At 61.9% G+C, this 20,309-nt stretch carries 21 protein-coding genes; 10 read left to right on the forward strand and 11 right to left on the reverse strand.

Annotated features, from left to right (window positions below; translation table 11 throughout):
• Complete coding sequence (locus E0502_RS05500; RefSeq protein ID WP_137676911.1) at positions 1-1,005, forward strand: DUF6597 domain-containing transcriptional factor; 1,005 nt, start codon at positions 1-3, stop codon at positions 1,003-1,005.
• Here E0502_RS05500 and E0502_RS05505 read toward each other — a convergent pair.
• Together E0502_RS05505 and glpX are read right to left on the reverse strand one after the other, a co-directional pair.
• Positions 986-1,921, reverse strand: coding sequence for a ribose-phosphate pyrophosphokinase (locus E0502_RS05505; protein ID WP_137676912.1), 936 nt, complete (start codon positions 1,919-1,921; stop codon positions 986-988). The genes E0502_RS05500 and E0502_RS05505 overlap by 20 nt on opposite strands.
• A 121-nt stretch (positions 1,922-2,042) precedes the next feature.
• The gene (glpX, locus tag E0502_RS05510) at positions 2,043-3,023 is read right to left on the reverse strand and encodes a class II fructose-bisphosphatase (protein ID WP_137676913.1); all 981 of its coding nucleotides are present in this window, start codon (positions 3,021-3,023) and stop codon (positions 2,043-2,045) included.
• A gap of 78 nt (positions 3,024-3,101) precedes the next feature.
• Here glpX and E0502_RS05515 point away from each other — a divergent pair, with 78 nt between their 5' ends.
• Both E0502_RS05515 and E0502_RS05520 read left to right on the forward strand, forming a co-directional pair.
• On the forward strand, positions 3,102-3,608 hold the full coding sequence (locus tag E0502_RS05515; RefSeq protein WP_137676914.1) for a hypothetical protein: 507 nt from the start codon (positions 3,102-3,104) through the stop codon (positions 3,606-3,608).
• A gap of 32 nt (positions 3,609-3,640) precedes the next feature.
• The gene (locus tag E0502_RS05520) at positions 3,641-4,213 is read left to right on the forward strand and encodes a hypothetical protein (RefSeq protein WP_137676915.1); all 573 of its coding nucleotides are present in this window, start codon (positions 3,641-3,643) and stop codon (positions 4,211-4,213) included.
• Here E0502_RS05520 and E0502_RS05525 read toward each other — a convergent pair.
• Together E0502_RS05525 and E0502_RS05530 are read right to left on the reverse strand one after the other, a co-directional pair.
• On the reverse strand, positions 4,210-5,517 hold the full coding sequence (locus E0502_RS05525; RefSeq protein ID WP_137676916.1) for a homoserine dehydrogenase: 1,308 nt from the start codon (positions 5,515-5,517) through the stop codon (positions 4,210-4,212). The genes E0502_RS05520 and E0502_RS05525 overlap by 4 nt on opposite strands.
• Before the next feature lie 112 nt (positions 5,518-5,629).
• On the reverse strand, positions 5,630-6,466 hold the full coding sequence (locus tag E0502_RS05530) for a hypothetical protein (protein WP_137676917.1): 837 nt from the start codon (positions 6,464-6,466) through the stop codon (positions 5,630-5,632).
• A 333-nt stretch (positions 6,467-6,799) separates the two neighbouring features.
• Between E0502_RS05530 and E0502_RS05535 the strand changes: the two genes are divergently transcribed.
• The 6 genes from E0502_RS05535 (at position 6,800) to E0502_RS05560 (ending at position 10,780) form a co-directional block, all read left to right on the forward strand.
• On the forward strand, positions 6,800-7,546 hold the full coding sequence (locus tag E0502_RS05535) for an energy transducer TonB (protein ID WP_192895923.1): 747 nt from the start codon (positions 6,800-6,802) through the stop codon (positions 7,544-7,546).
• Between the two features lie 71 nt (positions 7,547-7,617).
• On the forward strand, positions 7,618-8,418 hold the full coding sequence (locus tag E0502_RS05540) for a MotA/TolQ/ExbB proton channel family protein (RefSeq protein WP_137676918.1): 801 nt from the start codon (positions 7,618-7,620) through the stop codon (positions 8,416-8,418).
• An 81-nt stretch (positions 8,419-8,499) separates the two neighbouring features.
• Complete coding sequence (locus E0502_RS05545) at positions 8,500-9,042, forward strand: ExbD/TolR family protein (RefSeq protein ID WP_192895924.1); 543 nt, start codon at positions 8,500-8,502, stop codon at positions 9,040-9,042.
• A gap of 37 nt (positions 9,043-9,079) precedes the next feature.
• The gene (locus tag E0502_RS05550; protein WP_137676919.1) at positions 9,080-9,517 is read left to right on the forward strand and encodes an ExbD/TolR family protein; all 438 of its coding nucleotides are present in this window, start codon (positions 9,080-9,082) and stop codon (positions 9,515-9,517) included.
• A 218-nt stretch (positions 9,518-9,735) separates the two neighbouring features.
• The gene (locus E0502_RS05555; RefSeq protein WP_137677550.1) at positions 9,736-10,179 is read left to right on the forward strand and encodes an ExbD/TolR family protein; all 444 of its coding nucleotides are present in this window, start codon (positions 9,736-9,738) and stop codon (positions 10,177-10,179) included.
• Complete coding sequence (locus E0502_RS05560; protein ID WP_137676920.1) at positions 10,166-10,780, forward strand: ExbD/TolR family protein; 615 nt, start codon at positions 10,166-10,168, stop codon at positions 10,778-10,780. The genes E0502_RS05555 and E0502_RS05560 overlap by 14 nt, the downstream gene beginning before the upstream one ends.
• Here E0502_RS05560 and E0502_RS05565 read toward each other — a convergent pair.
• From E0502_RS05565 to E0502_RS05590, 6 genes are all read right to left on the reverse strand, one after another.
• The gene (locus tag E0502_RS05565; RefSeq protein WP_137676921.1) at positions 10,777-13,221 is read right to left on the reverse strand and encodes a ligase-associated DNA damage response DEXH box helicase; all 2,445 of its coding nucleotides are present in this window, start codon (positions 13,219-13,221) and stop codon (positions 10,777-10,779) included. The two genes, E0502_RS05560 and E0502_RS05565, sit on opposite strands and share 4 nt — an antisense overlap.
• Positions 13,222-13,398: 177 nt before the next feature.
• Positions 13,399-14,325, reverse strand: coding sequence for a DUF2059 domain-containing protein (locus tag E0502_RS05570; RefSeq protein ID WP_137676922.1), 927 nt, complete (start codon positions 14,323-14,325; stop codon positions 13,399-13,401).
• Positions 14,326-14,458: 133 nt separating this feature from the next.
• Complete coding sequence (locus E0502_RS05575; RefSeq protein WP_137676923.1) at positions 14,459-14,764, reverse strand: DUF4282 domain-containing protein; 306 nt, start codon at positions 14,762-14,764, stop codon at positions 14,459-14,461.
• A gap of 93 nt (positions 14,765-14,857) precedes the next feature.
• The gene (gene pgmG, locus E0502_RS05580) at positions 14,858-16,261 is read right to left on the reverse strand and encodes a phosphoglucomutase/phosphomannomutase PgmG (protein ID WP_137676924.1); all 1,404 of its coding nucleotides are present in this window, start codon (positions 16,259-16,261) and stop codon (positions 14,858-14,860) included.
• Positions 16,258-16,557 carry a J domain-containing protein gene (locus E0502_RS05585; RefSeq protein WP_137676925.1) on the reverse strand — a complete coding sequence of 100 codons (300 nt, stop codon included), beginning with the start codon at positions 16,555-16,557 and terminating at the stop codon, positions 16,258-16,260. The genes pgmG and E0502_RS05585 overlap by 4 nt, the downstream gene beginning before the upstream one ends.
• Positions 16,558-16,560: 3 nt before the next feature.
• Positions 16,561-17,406, reverse strand: a complete 846-nt coding sequence (locus tag E0502_RS05590; protein ID WP_137676926.1) for a division plane positioning ATPase MipZ — start codon at positions 17,404-17,406, stop codon at positions 16,561-16,563.
• A 44-nt stretch (positions 17,407-17,450) separates the two neighbouring features.
• Between E0502_RS05590 and panC the strand changes: the two genes are divergently transcribed.
• Positions 17,451-18,329, forward strand: coding sequence for a pantoate--beta-alanine ligase (gene panC, locus E0502_RS05595; RefSeq protein ID WP_137676927.1), 879 nt, complete (start codon positions 17,451-17,453; stop codon positions 18,327-18,329).
• Here panC and E0502_RS05600 read toward each other — a convergent pair.
• Positions 18,326-20,152 carry a DEAD/DEAH box helicase gene (locus E0502_RS05600; RefSeq protein ID WP_137676928.1) on the reverse strand — a complete coding sequence of 609 codons (1,827 nt, stop codon included), beginning with the start codon at positions 20,150-20,152 and terminating at the stop codon, positions 18,326-18,328. The two genes, panC and E0502_RS05600, sit on opposite strands and share 4 nt — an antisense overlap.
• Positions 20,153-20,309: the final 157 nt, after the last annotated feature.

Here is a 20,309-nt window from a genome sequence, read left to right on the forward strand (position 1 = left end):
ATGAAAAACGCAACGCAGCCGGATACGGCATCGGCAGGCGGCAGCCTTGAACCTGAGTATTTTTCCGAAACCGGCGAAACTCTGGACGGCGTGCCGCTGTCTCTCAATCGCCAGCCCGCGAAAGATCTCGAACCGTGGCTCGGGCGCGCCATGGTCGCATTCGCTTACGACCGGACTGGCGCCCACGCGACAGGGACGCTGTGCAACGACGCGAGTTACCTGCGCTCTGCAGTCGGCGTCGACTGGACTGTCGGTACAGCTGACGGGCCATTGAAAATTCGCGACCAGACCTTCCTCTGCGGCCAGCACTCCCGATCCTGGCCGCTTGAATATACCGGAGGGATCAAAGTCGCCGGTCTGATGTTCAGGCCGGGTGCGATACGCGCTCTTTGGGGTATCCACGATGCCGATCTGGTCGACCGGATCCGCCCGATGGAACTGGCTGGCGTGCCGGACCGCGAGCTTACCGGCCTGTATAATCTCGACCTTGAGCCGGGCCAATGGCTCGACGCGCTCGAAGACTGGCTTCGCAACCATATCGCCAAGAGTGGAGCAGAGCCGCCGGAGCGACTGTCACAGGCGTTCGAGCTGCAGGCTTTTGCCGACCCGAACCGGCCGCTGACCGAGTTCGCCGACGAGCGCGAGGTTTCGATGCGCACTTTGCAGCGTGTCGTGAAGCGAGATTTTGGCCTGACACCAAAACAGGTCATGCGGCGAGCCCGGGTGCTGGATTTTGCTGCCCGATTGTGCGGAGTTGCCGACCAGGAGGAAGAAGACGATTTCATCTTGCGCTTCTTCGACCAGGCGCACCGCATCCACGAGTTTCAGGCCTTTTTCGGAATGGCGCTGCGTGAATTCACCAGCAACCGCCAGGGTCTGCTGACATTAAGCCTGGAAATCCGCCAGGCGCGCCGGCTCGAATTGCTTGAACGGATAGATCCCGCCTCGGTCAGGCCGTGGATGCGCGATCCCTTTCAGCCGGTCTTCAATCGAACAGAGAACTGACCGAGCTTTCGTCGGCGATCCGGCGGACCGCTTCTCCGATCAGGGGGGCAATAGGCAGGATCCGGATCTTGTCACTGTCCTGCGCCGCATCGGTCGGGCGGATCGAATCGGTAATGACAAGTTCCTTTAGCGCCGATCCATCGACGCGGGCGACCGCGCCACCGGACAGCACACCGTGCGTGATATAGGCCGCGACCGAGCTAGCCTCTTGTTCGAGCAAAGCCTGAGCAGCATTGCAAAGCGTGCCGCCAGAATCGACGATATCGTCGATCAGGATGCAGTGCCTCCCGGCGACATCGCCGATGATATTCATCACTTCGCTTTCGCCGGGGCGATCGCGCCGTTTGTCGACAATTGCCAAGGGTGCGTTATCGAGCCGTTTCGCGAGTGCGCGGGCGCGAACCACCCCGCCGACATCAGGGCTGACGACCATCAATTGCTGGTCACCATAGCGGGCCTGAATATCGGCGGCCATGACCGGCGCAGCATAGAGATTGTCTGTTGGAATATCGAAGAAGCCCTGAATCTGGCCTGCGTGCAAATCAACCGCGAGCACACGGTCCGCGCCGGCCTCAGTGATCAGATTCGCCACAAGTTTGGCTGAAATCGGCGTCCGCGGTCCGGGCTTCCGGTCCTGCCGGGCATAACCGAAATAGGGTACGACAGCAGTGATGCGGCGCGCCGATGCGCGCCTGAGTGCATCGATGCAGATCAGCAATTCCATCAGATTGTCATTGGCCGGAAAGCTGGTCGACTGGACCAGAAAAACATCCTCGCCGCGGACGTTTTCATGGATCTCGACGAAGATTTCCTCGTCCGCAAAGCGGCGCACACCAGCGTCTACCAGCGGCATTTCGAGATAGGCAGCAACTGCCCGCGCCAGCGGAAGATTGGAGTTGGCGGCCATGATTTTCATGCTGGATAGGTCCCCGATGCGCAGCGAATCAGTGGCTGTGGGGCTTAGCCGAGCGCCATGGCTTTGCAACAGAGCGCTGCTGTTGTTTTCCAGCCTTTCGAGGAAGTCGGGGTTCCGCCCCTCAGTCCCGGTGCTCGCCGGTGATCCAGCGGATCGTGCCCGAACTGGCCCGCATGACCACACTCTGCGTCGTCATCTTGCCGCCGCGGAGCCGTTTGACACCGTCTAGGAGCGAACCGGATGTGACCCCGGTTGCGGCAAAAATGCAATCGCCGCGAGCAAGGTCTTCAAGTTTGTAGATACGGTCGAAGTCTTCGATCCCGAGGCGGCGCGCCCGTGCTTTCTCGTCATCGTTGCGGAACACCAGCCGCCCGTTGAACTGGCCGCCGACACAGCGCAGCGCTGCCGCCGCAAGCACGCCTTCCGGCGCGCCGCCCTGCCCGATATACAGGTCGATCGTCGTGTCGGGATCGCTTGTCGCGATGACCCCCGCCACATCGCCATCCCCGATCAGCACCACTCCGCAGCCCAGCGCGCGTAGTTGCGCAATAATTTCCGCATGGCGCGGCCGGTCCAGCACGCAAACAATGATCTCCGATGGCTCGACGCCTTTGGCCTGCGCCACGGCGCGAACATTCTCTTCGACGCTTTTTTCCAGGCTGATCACATCGGGCGGGTAGCCGGGGCCGACGGCAATCTTGTCCATATAGGTGTCGGGCGCGTTCAGGAGACAACCTTCTTCCGCCGCTGCCAGCACAGCCAACGCGTTGGGACCAGCCTTGGCAGTGATTGTCGTGCCCTCAAGCGGATCGAGCGCAATATCGATCTTGGGCCCTTTGCCCGGCGCACCGCCGACTTTCTCTCCGATGTAAAGCATCGGCGCTTCGTCACGCTCGCCTTCACCGATCACCACAGTGCCGTCCATGTAAAGTTCGTCGAATGCCTTGCGCATCGCTTCGACAGCGGCGGCGTCGGCAGCTTTTTCGTCACCGCGCCCGATGAGTCTGGACGCGGCAATTGCGGCCGCTTCGGTCACGCGGACCATTTCGAGCACAAGGACCCGATCGAGAACCTGGCTGGGCGATACTTTGGCAGTGTTCATGGTGAATTCAGTCCCCGGGGCGAGTTTGGCGCTCGTCTGCGCTTCAGACAGGTGGGCGCTTAATCGTGGAGTGCGGCGTTGTCGAGAAGCCTGCTGGTAGTTTGTGCGCCGCTCGTCACGATTGCCTTTCCCGTGCTGGCAGAGGATGGGCGAGGCACTGCGCAACGCGCGACGACCGCCGACGAAGTCTTCACCAATGCGAGCAACGCATACGGCCCGCCCGGTCCCGAGGAGCAATGCGAGCCGCAGGAAGGTGACGAAATCGTGGTTTGCGCTGACGCACCCAATGACCCGGACCAGTATCGGATCGGCTCCAGCCTGGATCGCGGTGACGAATCGCATTTGTCGCGCGAGATCAGGGCCCCGGACTTTTCTGCCCCGCCCTGTGTTCCAAGCCTGCTGACTTTGTGCCCCAAGTTCGGCGATCCGCCGCCTCCCGCCTATATCATCGATTTCTCGGCTCTTCCCGAGACCCCGGCAGGCTCCGATGCAGAACGGGTCGGGCAAGGCCTGGCACCAAGGGACACTGCCGGGCCCGATGCGGGTGATGGCGATGAACCGGGCGGCGAGTTGGAGCCGGAATGAGGAGCCTTGGCAGACCTTTGTCCGGGACTTTGTTGGCACTGCTTGCTGTCGGCGCAAGCCGCGCCGACCCCGTCTCAGCGCAGGACAGCGGTGTCGGAAACGACACGATCGATATCCTTGTGCCGGTGCTCACGCCTGAAGAACAGGTCAGGCGCGATCAATGCGAGGCGCTTGTCGCGCAGGGGCAGGCGCGGGGAGAGATCATCGTATGCGCCGAAGATCCGCAAAGCTCCGAGTTCTTCTACTCGGGCAATGCCGAATTGGCCGAAGACCGATATGCCCGCGAAACCATGAACAAGGGCAATCCGCAGACACCGGATCCATGCGGCCCGCAGTGCGGAATATTCACCGGTCCGCCGACTGTCAGCGGCCTGTGCGGCTTTATCTTCAACCCCTGCCCGACCCCGCCTGCGATAATGGTCGATGTCGCCGCGCTGCCCGAAGCGCCGGCAGGATCGGATGCCGAACGGGTCGCACTGGGCCTGACGCCGCTTGGTGACGAGGACGCTGCAAGAGAAGAGCGCGAACGGTTTGACGAGCGCCAGCTTGGCCTGCCACCTGCTCCTGCTGTCATGCAGGATGGAGAGGCCGGCAGCGCAGGCTAGTCTTCGATTATCTGCATCACCAGAGGCGGCGCGGTCAGGCTTGCCGAATCGGCCAGCAGCGCGACCGCTTTTGTAACGCACCGCTGCGGGCCATCATGCGTTACCAGCGCGACCAGGACCTCGCCGCCGTCATTGGCCCGGCCATGCTGGATCAGGCTTTCGATCGAAACGTCGGCATCGCGCATCGCTGCGGTGATTTCAGCGAGCACGCCGGGCCGGTCAGCCACGGAAAAGCGCAGGTACGTCTGCCCGGTGTGATGTCCGGCATCGGCGACCGGCAGTGCAACCAGCGAAGCGGCCGGAACAGAGAACGGCGCGCCTGCATCGCCGCGCGCGATGTCGATCAGATCGGCGACCACCGCGCTGGCCGTTGGCCCGTCGCCGGCGCCTGCCCCCTGAAAGAGCAAGCGGCCGGAGAAATTCCCTTGAGCGACGACGGCATTGGTCGGGCCGGTGACATGCGCGAGCGGGTGGCTCTTCGGCACAAGGCAAGGCCGCACCTGCTGGAGAAGCGCGGGCTCTTCGCCTGCACGGTCGATCTCGGCGCTGCCCACCAGCCGAACAACATAGCCGAGCGAATCGGCATGCCTGATGTCGGCGGCGCGCACCCGCGAAATCCCTTCACAGGCGACCGAAGCGAAATCGAGCTTCGATCCAAATGCGATGCTGGCAAGGATCGCGAGCTTGTGCGCGGCATCGATACCTTCGATATCGAAAGTCGGGTCGGCCTCGGCATAACCCAGTCGCTGCGCTTCGCCGAGCGTTACAGCGAAGTCCGCTCCGTTCGATTCCATTGCTGAAAGGATATAGTTGGCGGTGCCGTTGAGCACGCCGTAAACCGTCTCGATACGGTTGGCCGCCACACCCTCTCGCAGTCCTTTGACGACCGGTATTCCGCCAGCGACGGCAGCTTCGAATTTCAACGCCGAACCGGCATTCTCGGCGGCAGCAGCAAGTTCGAGTCCATGGTGTGCGATCATGGCTTTGTTCGCAGTGACGAACCCCTTGCCCGAAGCAAGCGAACCGCGTGCGAGAGTGAGCGCCGGGCCGTCGGCACCGCCAACCAGTTCGACCACCACGTCGACATCGTCACGCGCCGCCATTGCGGTCATGTCATCTTCCCACGCGTAGGCGCTCAGATCGACCCCGCGATCGACCGACCGGTCGCGCGCGCTCACCGCAACGATCTGGATCGGCCGGCCGGCACGCTCGGTCAATACAGGGCCATTCTCTGTCATCAGGCGGACAACGCCAGCGCCCACCGTGCCCAGCCCGGCGATGGCGATTCGCAGCGGCTCAGTCATGGCGAAGCGAGGTTCCGCCCGTCGAACGGCGTGGGTTTTTTGAGATCAGCATAGGCACACCGCGATAGCTTGGCGGGCCGTGGCATGGGAACCAGTTTGTCTTGTCGCGCCGCTAGCTGCGATTGCGCGTGCACTGGCCAAGCTGGTCGAGCACGAACCGGTAATCCTGTTCTGCACGCCTGCGGTCCGCAGGGTCGTCCGAGAGAATTGCACCCGGCGGCAGCGCCGCTGGCAGGAAGCAGGCGAGGCGATACCATTCGAGCGTGTCCCGCCGGGGCGGGCGTGCAGACTGATCGACGATTTCGCTCCACGAGACACCCCAGACCGGGCTTTGCCCCGGGCGGCGGACGATCGAGATGGAGACCGGTCCGTCACCATCGGTCCCGAGGAACAGCTGGGTTTCCGATTCGCCGGACAAGGTCCCGGCAACCGACAAAACGTCTCTCACTCCCTCGATATGCGGCGGCGCATCTGCGCTGACAGTTTCGCGCAGGATGGCCCGAATCCGGCTGTCCAGCGAATCGCTCCACAGCAATTGGGCATCGGGTGTGATCAATTGAATCTCGCCCGGTCGGGAGGGCACAGCCCGTGCGAAAAGGAGCACTTCACGCTTTTTGTATTTCGCGACCTTGCCGCGCGAATCGCGCGGAACGTCCAACAGATAACGCAAGGATTCGCCCACTGCACTTGTGCCGGAAAGCAAGGTCTTGGTCTCCGCCTCGATGTACAGTCGCGCCTGATCTGACGGCACTCCCGGAGCGCGCTCGGGCTTGAGCTCCGCCTGCTTCTTGACCTCCGCCCGCACGACCAGAGCCGACCTGTCGATCAGGTCGACCAGATCGGCATAGGTCTCTGGTACAGCACTGTTTTCATCCTGTGCGACGGCAGGAAATCCCGCCACGGATAGAGCCAGCAAAATCACGAGCGAGAGATATCTGGTGTGCTTCATGTTTCGGCCATAGCCGGGCATTTCTGAACGCGGAACGAATTTCCGATGTCGTCCGGCGGAACCCAAGTGTGAATCTGTCATTTACTTACAAAGCGTTTGCTTGGGGTGGGTATGATAGGTAAGGGTCCGCCAAGAGGAGGACAGGTGTAAAGCCAAAACCTCCCGAGGCCTTGATGGAGGCCTGTTGGGTCCGGCGGGTCATTTTCCGCCCGCGCTTTTCAGGCACACTGACTGGGTAGACAAATGGGACGACTCTCTGGCAGGGCCATCGGCCTTGTATTGAGCTAACTGCTGGACCTGGTCCGGCGTATGACGATGGAGTGATGCGACTGAATGGCCTACGCTGACCAAGAGATGAGCGGTAACAAGATTATCGCGATCATCATCGTGGCGCTGATCCATATCGGTATCGGTTACGTCCTGATCACCGGCCTCGCCTATTCGGCGGTCCAAAGTGTGGTCGAGCGCGTGACGACGGTCGATATTGACGAACCGCCGCCCCCTGAGGAAGAGCCGCCGCCCCCGCCGGAGGAAGTGCCGGAGACGGTGCCACCGCCCTTCGTGCCTCCGCCGCAGATCAATGTGCGGCAAGACGCGCCAACGCAGCGTTCGGACACCCAGATTCGTGATAACACGGAGGTTCAGCGTCAGCCGACCACCAAGCAATGCCCCGACGGTAGCACCGTTGCGGTTACTGCGCAGTGCGGCCCTGCTGTGACGCGTTGTCCCGATGGAACGACTGTTCGCCAGGGTACTGCGTGTCCGGAGCCGAAACCACGGATCCAGCCGAAACCGGCCACGCCGAAGAACAACCCCGGTGGATGGATCACCAACTCGGATTATCGCAGCTCGTGGATTCGCCGCGACTACGCCGGGACGGTCTCTTTCAACCTTTCCGTGGGTTCTGACGGGCGTGTGTCTGGCTGTTCGGTGACGGGCGGCAGTGCACCGCAGGATCTGAAGGATGCGTCGTGCAGCCTGATCCAGCGCCGCGCACGCTTCAATGCGGCAACCGATGGTGAGGGCCGAGCGACAACCGGCTCGTACAGCAACACCGTCCGGTGGCAGATTCCGGAATAACTTACTGTTAAGCGACCGGCACGGGGTGCCGGTCGCGCAATTTGGACATACCTTTTGAGAGGACTTTCGCGATGATTTTTGAACTTCTTGCAGCAGGTGCGGAAACCCCGCAGAACCAGTTCGGCTTCTGGGAAGCCATGAACCAGGGCGGCGTGATCGCATGGTCGATCTTCGGCGTGCTGGTTATCATGTCGGTTGGATCATTCTATATCCTGATCACCAAATACCTCGAGCAGGCCAAGATTTTCCGCCAGTACAAGGACGTGCGCAGCGGTTTCTGGCGCGCCAATTCCTTGCGTGAAGGTGCCGGCAAACTCGAAAAGAACAGCGCATGGCGCCAACTGGTCGACGATGCTCTCAAAGCAGAAGACGAGCACGGCAAGATGACCGACAGCCTGGAAGCTCACGACTGGATGCACGGTTCGCTGAACCGCTCGGAAGCGGCGATCAACGCCAAGCTTGCCGGTGGTCTGCCGTTCCTCGCATCGACCGGTGCAACCGCACCGTTCATCGGGCTGCTCGGTACGGTTATCGGGATCTATCGCGCACTGATCAACATCGGCCTCGCCGGTTCGGCCTCGATCGACAAGGTCGCCGGTCCGGTTGGTGAAGCACTGATCATGACCGCCATTGGTCTGCTCGTCGCGGTTCCGGCCGTTCTCGCCTACAACTGGCTGCAGAGCCGCAACAAGCGCATCTCTGCCATGCTCAGCGGCTTCTCGACCGACCTGCTGGCGAACATCAACTCGGGCGGCACCGTCAAGCCGGCCATCATGACCAAGCCTTCGACCCAGCAGGCTGGCAAAGCAGCGAAGACGGCACCGGCAACCAAGCCGGCCGGCACCGCAGCTACGCCGACCAAGAAGGTCTGATCGCACTTGATTACGGGCGGCTCGCCAACGGGCCGCCCGCAATTGAACCGATCGAATACCACTTAGGATAGGATGTAAGTCATGGCGATTTCCTCGGGAGGCGACGGCGGCGGTGAAACGCCGATGTCAGACATCAACACCACCCCGCTGGTGGACGTGATGCTGGTGCTGCTGATCATCTTCCTCATCGCAGTCCCCGTCGCGATCAAGACGATCGAGGACCTCAAGGTTCCGATCATGGAGACTATCGAGTCGGAAGATAAGGTCGAGAACCTCCTTCTCACCGTTACAACGACCGATTCGGAAGGCCGATCACCGAGCAACGTCGACACAGCCTTTGTTGGTGCAAGCCGCGAAGGGGAATGCCGGGTGTTCTTCAACAATGTGACGCCGGTCGATTCGCAGGAATTGTTCGACAAGGCATTCGAGCGGCTTGACGGCATCGTGCGTCGCGCGGGCGGCCCGGAAGCGATTGCAGAGGATCCGGACAAGATACCGCAGGTGCATATTCGTGCGGACGTGAATGCCCCATGGCGCTGCGTTGCCGGGACGATCTTCAACGTTCAGCTTGCTGGCTATCCGACGGTCGGCTTCATTTCCAATCCGGTCGATCCAAACGGTTGATCTGAGCGGCTAGAAAGAAATTCAGGAGTAAACCACCATGGCAATGTCAGGCGGCAAGGACGACGGACAGCCGATGATGGAGATGAACACGACGCCGTTGATCGACGTCATGCTCGTTCTTCTCATCATGTTCATCATCACCATCCCGGTGGCGACCCACGCGGTGAATATCGATCTTCCGATTCCGGATACATCGAACCCGCCGCCGGATCAGATCGACCCGATCCAGAACAAGATCGTGTTGAGCCAGCAGGATGAGATCTTCTGGAATGGCACCGCCATCAGCCCGGAAGAGCTGGTCCGGAACCTAAACATCACCAAGACGATCGAGCCGGAGCCCGAGCTTCAGTTCGAGCCAGAGCCGCAGGCCAGCTACGAACTCTCGTTGCAGGTTCTCCAGGTCATCAAGGGCACCGGCGTTACCAAGTTCGGCTTCGTCGGGAACGAGAAGTATCGCCAGTTTGGCAAAGAGTAACCTCTAGCCAGACGATACGTGATCCAGAAAGGGGGCGGAGCGATCCGCCCCCTTTTTTGTTGCCTGCCTCCAGGGCTGAAACATCTGGCCTTGCTCCCGACACGGAACGCAGCCGCGCCAGCGTGATTGGCTTTCGGTTGCAGCGAGAAACGCGAAATCCCTTGCCATTGCCTGATATTCTGTATGTTATGATGTCACATCACAGAAAGGTCTTCAGCATGGCATTGACCAATTCGGCACTCACCGGCGAACCCATGGGCGAGCTCAACACCACGCCGCTGATCGATGTCATGCTGGTCCTTCTGGTCATGTTCATCATCACCATCCCGGTCGCGACCCATTCGATCGACGTCGATCTGCCTGTGCCCTGCGGAGCGGATTGCGACCCCCTGCCAAAACCTGATCGCGTTCAGAACAAGATCGTCATCGACAGCACCGATCGCATATTGTGGAATGGAACCGCTGTCGACGAGGCGCAACTGAGCTCGCTCTTGTCGGCAACTCTGTATCTTCCAACCGAACCGGAGCTTCAGTTCGAACCCGAAGCCAACGCGAGCTACGCACTCGCCGTGCGGACTCTGAGAACAATCAAGGCGAGCGGCGCGACCAACTTCGGCTTCGTCGGAAACGAAAAATACCGCCAATTCGATGCCGGAGCCTAAGCGCCCGCTCGGGCGCAGCGTAGGCGGCGAATTTGATCATGGGCAGCCCCTGTCACAGCCGTTCTACGGCCCTGTTGCCGCTATCTGGCTGGTCTCTGCCGCACTCGCATTGCTGGGCTCCTACCCTCTCCGGACTCACGCCTTGCTTATCGACCTGCCGGTCCCCTCGGCGCCTAATGAAGGCACCGAACCATTGCCCGCGATCGAGGCGATTGCCGTTGGCGTCGAAGAAGATGGCCAGCCAATATGGCAGGGCAAACATGTGACGTTGCGCCAAGTCGTCGATTTTGCGAACGCGGCGCGCAATGGATCCCGGCAGCCCCATATTGTTTTCGAGCCGCACCCCGATGCCGGCTTCGAAGCCTCGTTGCGCGTTCTTGCCATTCTCGCGCAATCGGGGCTGACCCGCGTGAACTTCTGCTTCGGCGGGCTCGAAGAGCACGCGAGCTTCGGCCGCGGGGCTGGTTCCGCTCTGCCTGCGCTCGCGCTGATGCCGCCCTTGCCGGTCCCGTCCGCTCCTCCTCCGCCAGAGTACTCGATGCAGCCATCGGACTGGACCGAAATGCAAGATTGCAAGCGCGCGGAAGCAATGCTGCGCTAGTCTCTCAGCTCGACCCGCATGGCCGCGTCCGCCAGGCTTTCCGCTTCCAGCAACAGTTCATCATCAACCGCGCCTTGCGGCACGCTCTCGCGCCCGATCATCACCATCACCGGCACAGCCAGCGGACTCACCCGTTCCAGCTCGACATGGACCAGCTGCTCGGCGGAACGCTCGAGCACATCGGCCAACCGTCCGACGTCGGTCATCCGCGTGCGTGCGTCCGCCCAGGCCGCTTCGAGCAGAACGTGGTCCGGCTCGTGCTTGCGCAGCACATCGTAGATCAGGTCGGTCGAGAAGGTCACCTGCTTGCCCGTCTTGCGCTTGCCGGGATGTTGCCGCTCGACCAGTCCGCCGATCACGGCAACCTCCCGGAATGCGCGCCGCAGCAGATGCGAATCCTGCACCCAGTCGATGAACTCCTCGCTCAGAATGTCTGGCGAAAGCAGCGGCGCGGGGTCGCTCACCGGTTTCAGCCCCCACACGGCGAGCGAATAGTCATTGGCAACGAACCCGCCCGGCATCAGCCCCCGATCATGCATCCGGCGGGTGATGAGCATGCCCAGGCTCTGGTTCGCATTCCACCCTTCGAACGTGTAATAGACCGTGTAGTGGCGCTTCGCATGCGGGAAGCTCTCGACCAGCAAACTGCCCGGCTTCGGCATCTGCGAGCGCCAGTCCTGCACTTCCAGCCATTCGCGTACATCGTCGGGGAAACGGCCCCAGCCGGCACGATCATCCAGCATGGCGCGCACCCGTTCCGCCAGATGCGTGGTCAGCGGCATCCGCGCGCCGCCATAGGACGGGATCATCGCAGCCTTGGCCGAGGCGCGCACGACCACGTCCATATCTTTGAGCTGCTCGACCTCCACGGTCATCCCCGCGAAGGCAAAGGTATCGCCCGGTGAAAGCTGCGCGGCGAAGCGCTCCTCCACCCTGCCCAGTTTGCGGCCATTCTTGAACCGGACAGTCAGCATCTCGCTGTCGATGATGATACCGGCATTGAGCCGGTGCTTCGCTGCCAGTTCGGGATGCGTCAGCCGCCAGTTGCCCGCCTTGTCACGCACGATGCGGCGAAACTTGTCATACGCCTTGAGAGCGTATCCGCCGGTCGCGACGAAACTCAACACCCGCTGCCAGACCGCCTGATCGACCCAAGCATAGCTCAGCGAAGAGCGAACTTCAGCCAGCAGTTCGTCCTCGCCAAACGGCCCGGCGCAGGCGCAGGCCATCACGTGCTGCGCCAGTACATCGAGCCCGCCATCGCGGAAATCCTCGCCATCGCGCTGGCCCTCCTCCACCGCATCCTTCGCTGCGGTGGCTTCGAGGAACTCGAACCGGTTGCCCGGTACCAGCACCGCGCGCGAAGCCGTGTCGAGCCGGTGGTTGGCGCGGCCGATGCGCTGCAGCAGGCGGCTTGACCCTTTCGGCGCGCCCATCTGCACCACACAATCCACATCGCCCCAGTCGACCCCGAGATCCAGGCTGGCGGTCGCCACCAGTGCGCGCAGTTCACCGCGCGCCATCGCGCCTTCGACCTTGCGGCGCGCCTCCTTGCTCAGGCTTCCGTGATGAATGCCAATCGCCAGATTGTCTTCGTTTACGTCCCACAGGTTCTGAAAGGTGTACTCGGCCAGAAACCGCGTGTTGGTGAAGATGATCGTCGTCTCGTTGCTGCGGATCAAAGCCATCAGCTGCGGGATAGCCCAGGTCGCCGCGTGACCGCCCCATGGCACGCGCTCTTCGTCAGGGAGCAGGATTTCGAGTTCGGGCTCGGCCCCCTTCTCGCCATTGACCAGCGTGATTGCATCGAGATCGCCCCACGGTGCGAGCCATTGGCGAAACGCCTCCGGACTGGCGACTGTGGCGCTGAGCGCGCTACGTTTGAGGCACGGCGCAAGGCCCTGCAATCGCGCCAATGACAGCGCCAGCAGATCGCCCCGTTTGCCCGTCGCGAAGGCGTGCACTTCGTCAATCACGATACGCTTGAGCGAGGCGAACAACTCGAAGCTGTCCGGATAGCTCAACAACAGCGACAGGCTTTCAGGCGTCGTCAGCAGAACATGCGGCGGCTTGCTCCGCTGGCGGCGCTTGCGGTCGGACGGCGTATCGCCGCTGCGCGTTTCGATCCGCAGCGGGAGGCCCATTTCCTCCACCGGGGTCAGCAAATTGCGCTGCACATCATGCGCCAGTGCCTTCAATGGCGAGACATAGAGCGTGTGCAGGCCTTCGGGCGGGCCGTCCGCGCCAAAGCCGGACGGGCAGAAGTCCGCCAGCGTCGGCAGGAACCCCGCCAGCGTCTTGCCCGCGCCGGTATCGGCGACCAATAGCGCATGCTGCCCCGCCCGGTCGGCTTCGAACATTTCGCGCTGGTGCGACCGGATGCGCCAGTCGCGCCCAGCGAACCACGATTCGATCTCGTCGGGGAGGGGCTTGCTGTTCACTTGTCGCCTCGAAAGCCTGAACAAGTGGAACACATGGAACACAGTCCAGGCGTTGAAAACAGACCTGCCCGACAGCACCTTTTCGGACGAATATCAGACAGAGCAACGCGTTGTGTCATACGCGCAGCGAAGCAGATAGTTCTCGAGTAGGAAAGCGCAGCAGCTCTGCCGGCCAGACTATTGTGCGGTTTCCATTTGCTCTTCGACTGCCTCGACGGCATGTTCAGCCGCTTCGGCGACTGCGCCTGCGGCATCGGCGACAGCTTCTGCCGCCCACTCATCGCTGGTGTAATAATCGAGATCTTCTTCGCTGTAGCCGGTCAGCTCGGCAATTCGGGCGCGTTCCTGCGCCCTGAGGTCGGAAAATTCGCGCACCGGAGCCAAGGCTGCTGTCGCATCCTTTATCTGCTGCTCCATATTCGCAATCGGCTCCATCATCGCTGGCATCGCCTGCATGCTCGCCGCCATGATCCGCTTGTCGCTTCCCATGGTGAAGGACTTGCGCGCGAACGATGCACCCGACTCGGTATCGAAGAAAGCCGATACGTCCTGCAGCTCTTGGTCGGTCAGATGGATCGCGTAAACTTCCGCCATCGCCTGCCGCATCGCCGGCTCGATTGCGGTCATGATCGTCGCCATCATGGCTGGAAACAGGTCGGTCTCGATCCGCTTGCGTTCACGCCATTGGGGATCGAGAAGCCCGGCGATCTCGTCGGCCTGTTGATCTGTCAGTGCGAGATCGTCGGTCGAAAGGCCGAGATTGTCGGCGACCACCGCCTTTGCGCCGGTATCCAGCGCCATCAGCGGCTCCATCCAGCCGTCGAACATCGAGTTCATCATTTCTGCCATCGCGCCGTCCGGCAGCATCTTGGCGATGACCGCTTTGGCGAGCGGGAGTCGCGCTTCCTGCTCCGGCGTCAGCGGCTCCACTTCGAACAGCGCCCCGAAACCGGCCATAGCCTCTTCAAGAGCCGCGCCGTCGAAATCTTCAGATTCGGCATCATGTACTGTTTCGGCCCGGCCTTCGATCTCCTGCGCATGGGCGGCCTGAGCAGTCCCGGCCAGAAAGGCAATTGGTGCGAGGACGGCAAACGTCAATTTCATGGCAAAAACTCCTTGCCCGCCATTTGCCGTAACGCGATTTGGGCGACAAGCGAAATTGCGGTTGCGGGCAAGCAAAAAGGCCGCCGGTTTTGCGACCGGCGGCCCTTGAATGGATCGATCCTGCTGATCGGAGTCAATCGTCCTTCTTCATCCGGTCGCGAACTTCGCCAAGCCGGTCGTTGATCGAGAACAGCACCATGTAGACCTCGATCAGGATACGCCAGAACAACGCCCCGAACACCGCGCTGAAGAGTGCCAGCACTATCATGCCGAGCGCCGTCGATGCGCTGTAGTCGAGCACTTCAAAGGCCCCGGCGAGCGAGACCAGCAGATAGCCGAGGATCCCGAGCAGGCCGATATAGTACACGACCTTGAGCACAACCGGTGCGACCATCTTTTCGAATGTGAAAAAGTCTGCAGGTGAAAATTTCTTGTCCATTATCGCCCCCCTTTGTTTGAATCAGGCGGGCAAACTCTCTGAAATCAGAGACGAAGAGTCAAATGACTTAACTTTAATCAGAAATTACGGGATTCAGTGCGCTGCGTTCTCGCCGCGCTCCAGCCCGCTGAGGGCCAGCTGTTCGTCGATCTGCGCCATCAACCGTGCCAGCCCGTCCTCGCTGTCACTTTCCGCGCGGGCCACCAGCACGTCCTGTGTGTTCGACGCGCGGAGCAACCACCAGCCGTCATCGGTGGTAACGCGCACTCCGTCGGTAGTGTCGGCCACTGCATCGCTCGCCGCAATGCGCGCGGCGACTTCGGCAATCGCAGCGAACTTGCGGTTTTCATCGACCTGGAACCGCATTTCCGGCGTGTTGATCATCGCCGGCATCGCGCTACGGAGCTCGGTGACCGATTTTCCCAGCCGGGCGGCGGCGGCAATCAGACGCACACCGGCGTAGAGCGCGTCGTCGAAGCCGTAATATTCATCGGCGAAAAACACATGGCCGCTCATCTCGCCGGCCAGCGGGCTGCCAGTTTCCTTCATTTTGGACTTTATCAGCGAGTGGCCGGTCTTCCACATGATCGGCTTTCCGCCGTGCGACGCAACATGATCGAACAGCGCGCGGCTGGCCTTCACGTCGGCGATAACCGTCGCATTAGGTAGTCTTGCGAGGAGGTCTTCAGCGTAAATCATCAGTAGTTGATCCCCCCAGATTACCCGGCCTTCGCCGTCGATCGCACCGATCCGATCGCCGTCGCCGTCGAAAGCCACACCGAAGTCGAGGTTCTTTTCCGCGACGAGGGTTTTCAGGTCAGCCAGATTGGCTTCGACAGTGGGATCGGGATGATGATTGGGAAAATTGCCGTCGACTTCAGTGAACAGCAAGTGGTGCTCCCCCGGGAGCAGCGCGGCGAGTTTTTCGAGTGCAGGCCCGGCAGCTCCGTTGCCCGCATCCCAGCCAACCCTGAGGCCGGCCAGGTGATCCGGGTCGATTTCACGCAGCGGAGCGAGAAGCCGGTCGATATACTCGTCCATGATCTCGCGGCTGGTGACTTCGCCCGTCCCGTCGAGCCAGTCACCGGCGGCGGAGAGCCGCCCGATCGTCTGGATATCCTCGCCGAAAAACGGGCGCCCCTGAAATACCATTTTGAAGCCATTGTAATTGGCGGGATTGTGGCTGCCAGTTATCTGAATGCCGCCGTCCACCTGTTCAGTTGAGGCTTCTGCATAGTACAGCATCGGGGTTGCGCTCATCCCGATCCGCACGACATCGCAGCCACTGGCCGTGAGCCCTTCCACCAGAGCATGCTCGAGCATCGGGGAACTGACCCGCCCGTCATAGCCGACCGCCACGGTTTTGCCGCCCGCCTGGCGCAGCAGCGTGGCGAAGCTGCGCCCGATGGCGCGCGCATCGTCCGGGCCGAGCGTTTCACCGATGATGCCGCGAATGTCATATTCGCGCAGGACGGTTGGATCGAACATGTGGCTCATTGTGGCAGCGCTCCATCATCGGGCAATTCGTCGAGCAACAGGTCGCGCGCGGCATTCGCCTCGTGCACCTGTGCGTCGCTTCCGCCCTTGTCCGGATGGACCATGGCGACGAGCCGCTTGTGCGCAGCGATTATTTCATTGCGGCTGGCACGCTCTTGGACTGCGAGCAATTTGCGCGCGCGGAACACGGCCTGGCTGCGGGTCGAAGGGGCCTTGAGATATTCCCACGGCCATTTGCCCAGCGCCCAGCGGCAGAGCACTGAAAGTCCCACCAGAATGAGCGCGATCTTCAGCATCGGTCAGGCCAGCTCGAGCTGCGGCGCATTGCGTTTTTCCGGCATTTTCAGATGCAATCCGGCGAGCAGCGAGCGCATTTCCTGCCGCGCGACCAGATGGCTTGTGCCGAGTTCGCCCAGATGCCCCTTGTCGAGCAGCGTCAAACCGCTGGGGAACAGTTCGCGATAGATCACGCGTTCGCTCAGCCCCTTCACCACCCGGAAGCCGGCGCGCTTGCTCAGTTCCCCGAGCGCTTTCTCGATCCGCTGCTGGTTGCGCGCTTCGACATGACCTGAGCGGTTACGCACCACCACCCAGTCGATTTCCTTGCGCTGCTGCATCGCGCGGGTCTTGCGCGTTTCCCAGATCAGTTCGGCGTAGAAGCTGAGACGCCGGACTTTGAAAGTCTCTGCATCGACCTGGCCGATCAGATCGAAATCGACAAAGCTGTCGTTGAGCGGAGTGACCAGCGTGTCCGCTCCGGTGGCTACGTGGCGGGCGAACTGGTCATCACGGCCAGGCGTGTCGAGGATCAGGAAATCGGCGCCTTCGCCCATGCGCTCGATCTCTTCATCGAGCGCGGAGATGCTGTCACCGCGAAACACTTCACAGCTTGCTCCGGGCAGATCGATCCCGCGCCGGCTTATGGTCTCGGTGCGGTTCTCGAAATAGCGGTGCATGGTGCGCTGCCGCGGATCGAGGTCGAGCGCAGCGACTTTCGCACCATTGTAGGCCAGCGCGACAGCAACATGCACAGCGGTGGTCGATTTGCCCGTGCCGCCCTTCTCATTGGCGAAAGTAATCCGGTGCGGGCGGGGTTGGTTCACGGGCGCGGGCCTTTCTGTGGCTTGAATGTGTGGCGGGCCCATGTCTATCTGCGCCCTGCCTGATACCTACCGGAGGGCCGAATTTCGTGCAAACCGTCTCCACCCTCGACATGTTGAGAAAAACCGTCACCAGCCTGCGCCAGAGTGGTGAAACACTAGCGCTGGTGCCCACCATGGGCGCGCTGCACGAGGGGCATCTGACGCTTGTGCGCGAAGCCGGCAAATTGGCGGATCACGTTGCGGTATCGATTTTCGTCAACCCGACTCAGTTCGGCGAAGGCGAGGATCTCGATTCCTATCCCCGTCAGCTGGCCGAAGATTCAGCCATGCTGGAGGCCGAAGGGGTGGACTTGCTGTGGGCGCCGACGGCCAGTGTCATGTATCCGCAAGGCTTCGCCAGCTCGATCTCGGTCGAGGGGGTAAGTTCGGGGTTTTGCGGCGCCGCCCGGCCCGGCCATTTCGATGGTGTCGCCACTGTCGTGTGCAAGCTGTTCAATCAGGTGCGCCCCGATATCGCTTGCTTTGGCGAGAAAGACTGGCAGCAGCTGGCGGTCATCCGCACCATGGCGCGTGATCTCGATCTGACTTTTCCGCATGTCAGTGCGATCCACGGCATCGCGACGGTGCGCGAGGCGGACGGGCTCGCCATGTCGAGCCGCAATCGCTACCTTACTCCCGAACTGCGCGAGGCCGCAGGAACGCTGCCGCTGGCGATGAAAGAAGCCATCGCCCGGATCGAAGACGGACAGGACATCACCCGTTCGCTCGCCGCGCTGGAGGATGAACTGCTCGGCGCGGGGTTCGACACCGTCGATTATGCCGATCTCGCCGATGCGATGAGCCTGCAACCCCTCGAACAGCGCATTGAACGGCCGATGCGCCTGCTGGTCGCCGCGCGCATCGGAGGCACGCGGCTGATCGACAATATGGCGGTTGGCGGGAAGTTGCCTGAAGCCCGGGCCTAGTCGGGCTTTTTCGGCGCGCCCTTGCGGTGCTTGGACTTGAACGGTTTGCCGCCGGCCTTGTCACCTTTCGGCTTGAACGGCTTGCGATCGCCGCCCCGCTCTGGCCCGCCAGCTCCGCCAGGTCCGCCAGGTCCGCGCGGCTTGCCCTTGAACGGCTTGCCGTGGAACGGCTTGCGACCGCCGGGTTTGCGGTTTTCGCGCGCCTGCACCCGCGGCCCTTCGGCAGAGCGTTCGATAGTCACGGGACGATCCTGATCATCCGATGCCGCGGTGCGGCCTATTGCGTCTTCGACTTTGGCGGCAATCGCGCTCGGGACCTGAAAAAAGGTCTCTTCCCCGCCGATGCGAATCGCGCCGATTTCATTGCGGGTCACGTGACCCCGGCGGCAAATGAGCGGCAGGATCCAGCGCGGATCGGCATTGTGGCGACGGCCGATATCCATGCGGAACCAGACGGTATCCTCGAAGCCCGGGCGGTGCCGGTCCTGCTGTGCAGCCTTGCGTGCTTCCGGCGTGTTGTCCATCAGCTCTTCAGGCTGCGGCATTTTCGCGCGGTGTGCCTGCACCAGCATCGCAGCGATATCTTCCGGAGTTTTTTCTTCCATCAGCGTCTTGGCAAGCTGACGATCCTCGTCCTCGATCTCCACCGGGGCAAGCATGGTTTCAAGCAAGCGCGCGCGATCCTGTGTCCGGATATCCTTCGGCGTCGGGGCATCGACCCACTGCGCCTGAATGTTTGCACCGCGCAGCATGGATTCGACCCGGCGGCGGCGCGGGAACGGCACAAGGATGACCGCTGTGCCTTTCTTACCGGCACGCCCGGTGCGGCCTGAGCGGTGCTGCAATGCCTCTGCATCGCGCGGCACTTCGACGTGGATCACAAGGCTGAGCGAAGGCAGGTCGATCCCGCGTGCAGCGACATCGGTGGCGACGCAAACCCGCGCCCGGCGATCGCGCAGCGCCTGCATCGCCTGATTGCGTTCGGACTGCGAATGCTCGCCGGACAGGGCAACGACTGCAAAGCCGCGTTCCTGCAATGTGGCATGCAGACGGCGCACCGCATCGCGTGTTGCGCAGAACAACATTGCAGTGTCCGCTTCGTGAAACCGCAGCAGATTGACCACCGCATTCTCGATTTCCGACGGCGCGATTGTGACCGCCTGATAGGTAATGTCCCCGTGCCCGCGCGTGTCGCCGACCGTGGAAATCCGCAGCGCGTCTTGCTGGTAACGCTTCGCCAGCGCAATTATCGGCTTGGGAATCGTGGCAGAGAACAGCAAAGTCCGGCGGCCGTCGGGCGTGGCGTCGAGAATCTCTTCCAGGTCTTCCCGGAAGCCCATGTCGAGCATTTCGTCCGCTTCGTCGAGCACCGCCACTTTGAGCGCTGAAAGGTCGAGCGCCCCGCGTTCGAGGTGATCGCGCAAGCGGCCGGGGGTGCCGACAACGATCTGCGCTCCTCCGCGCAGATTGCGGCGTTCTTTCGATGCGTCCATCCCGCCAACGCAGGTCGCGACCCGGGCACCGGCCTTGCCGTAGAGCCAGATCAATTCCCTGCTGACCTGCAACGCCAGCTCGCGCGTCGGCGCAATTATGAGCGCAAGCGGAGCGACCCCGAACGGCACTTTGCCATCCGCAGCGAGCAATTGTTCAGCCATCGCAAGACCGAATGCCACGGTCTTGCCCGAGCCTGTCTGAGCGGAAACGATCAGGTCGCGCCCGGCTGCATTCGGCGCAATCACAGAGGACTGGACTTCGGTTGGGTTATCATAGCCGCGTTCGGCCAGTGCTTCGCCGAGGACTGGCGGCAATTCGGGAAAATTCATGAGTCTCGCAATGTCTGGTGCCTGCCTGCGGGCAGGGAAAAGGGACCGCACAATGCGGCTTACCGGGCCTCCCTACACGAGATCGACCCGTTTGGCTTGCGATTTTTGTGCAAGTGCGAAGAGCGGTGGCAAACTGGTCGCGACTCAACCCCCGCAA

It is taken from the genome of Parerythrobacter lutipelagi (assembly GCF_005434975.1).
GTDB classification, from domain to species: Bacteria; Pseudomonadota; Alphaproteobacteria; order Sphingomonadales; family Sphingomonadaceae; genus Parerythrobacter_A; species Parerythrobacter_A lutipelagi.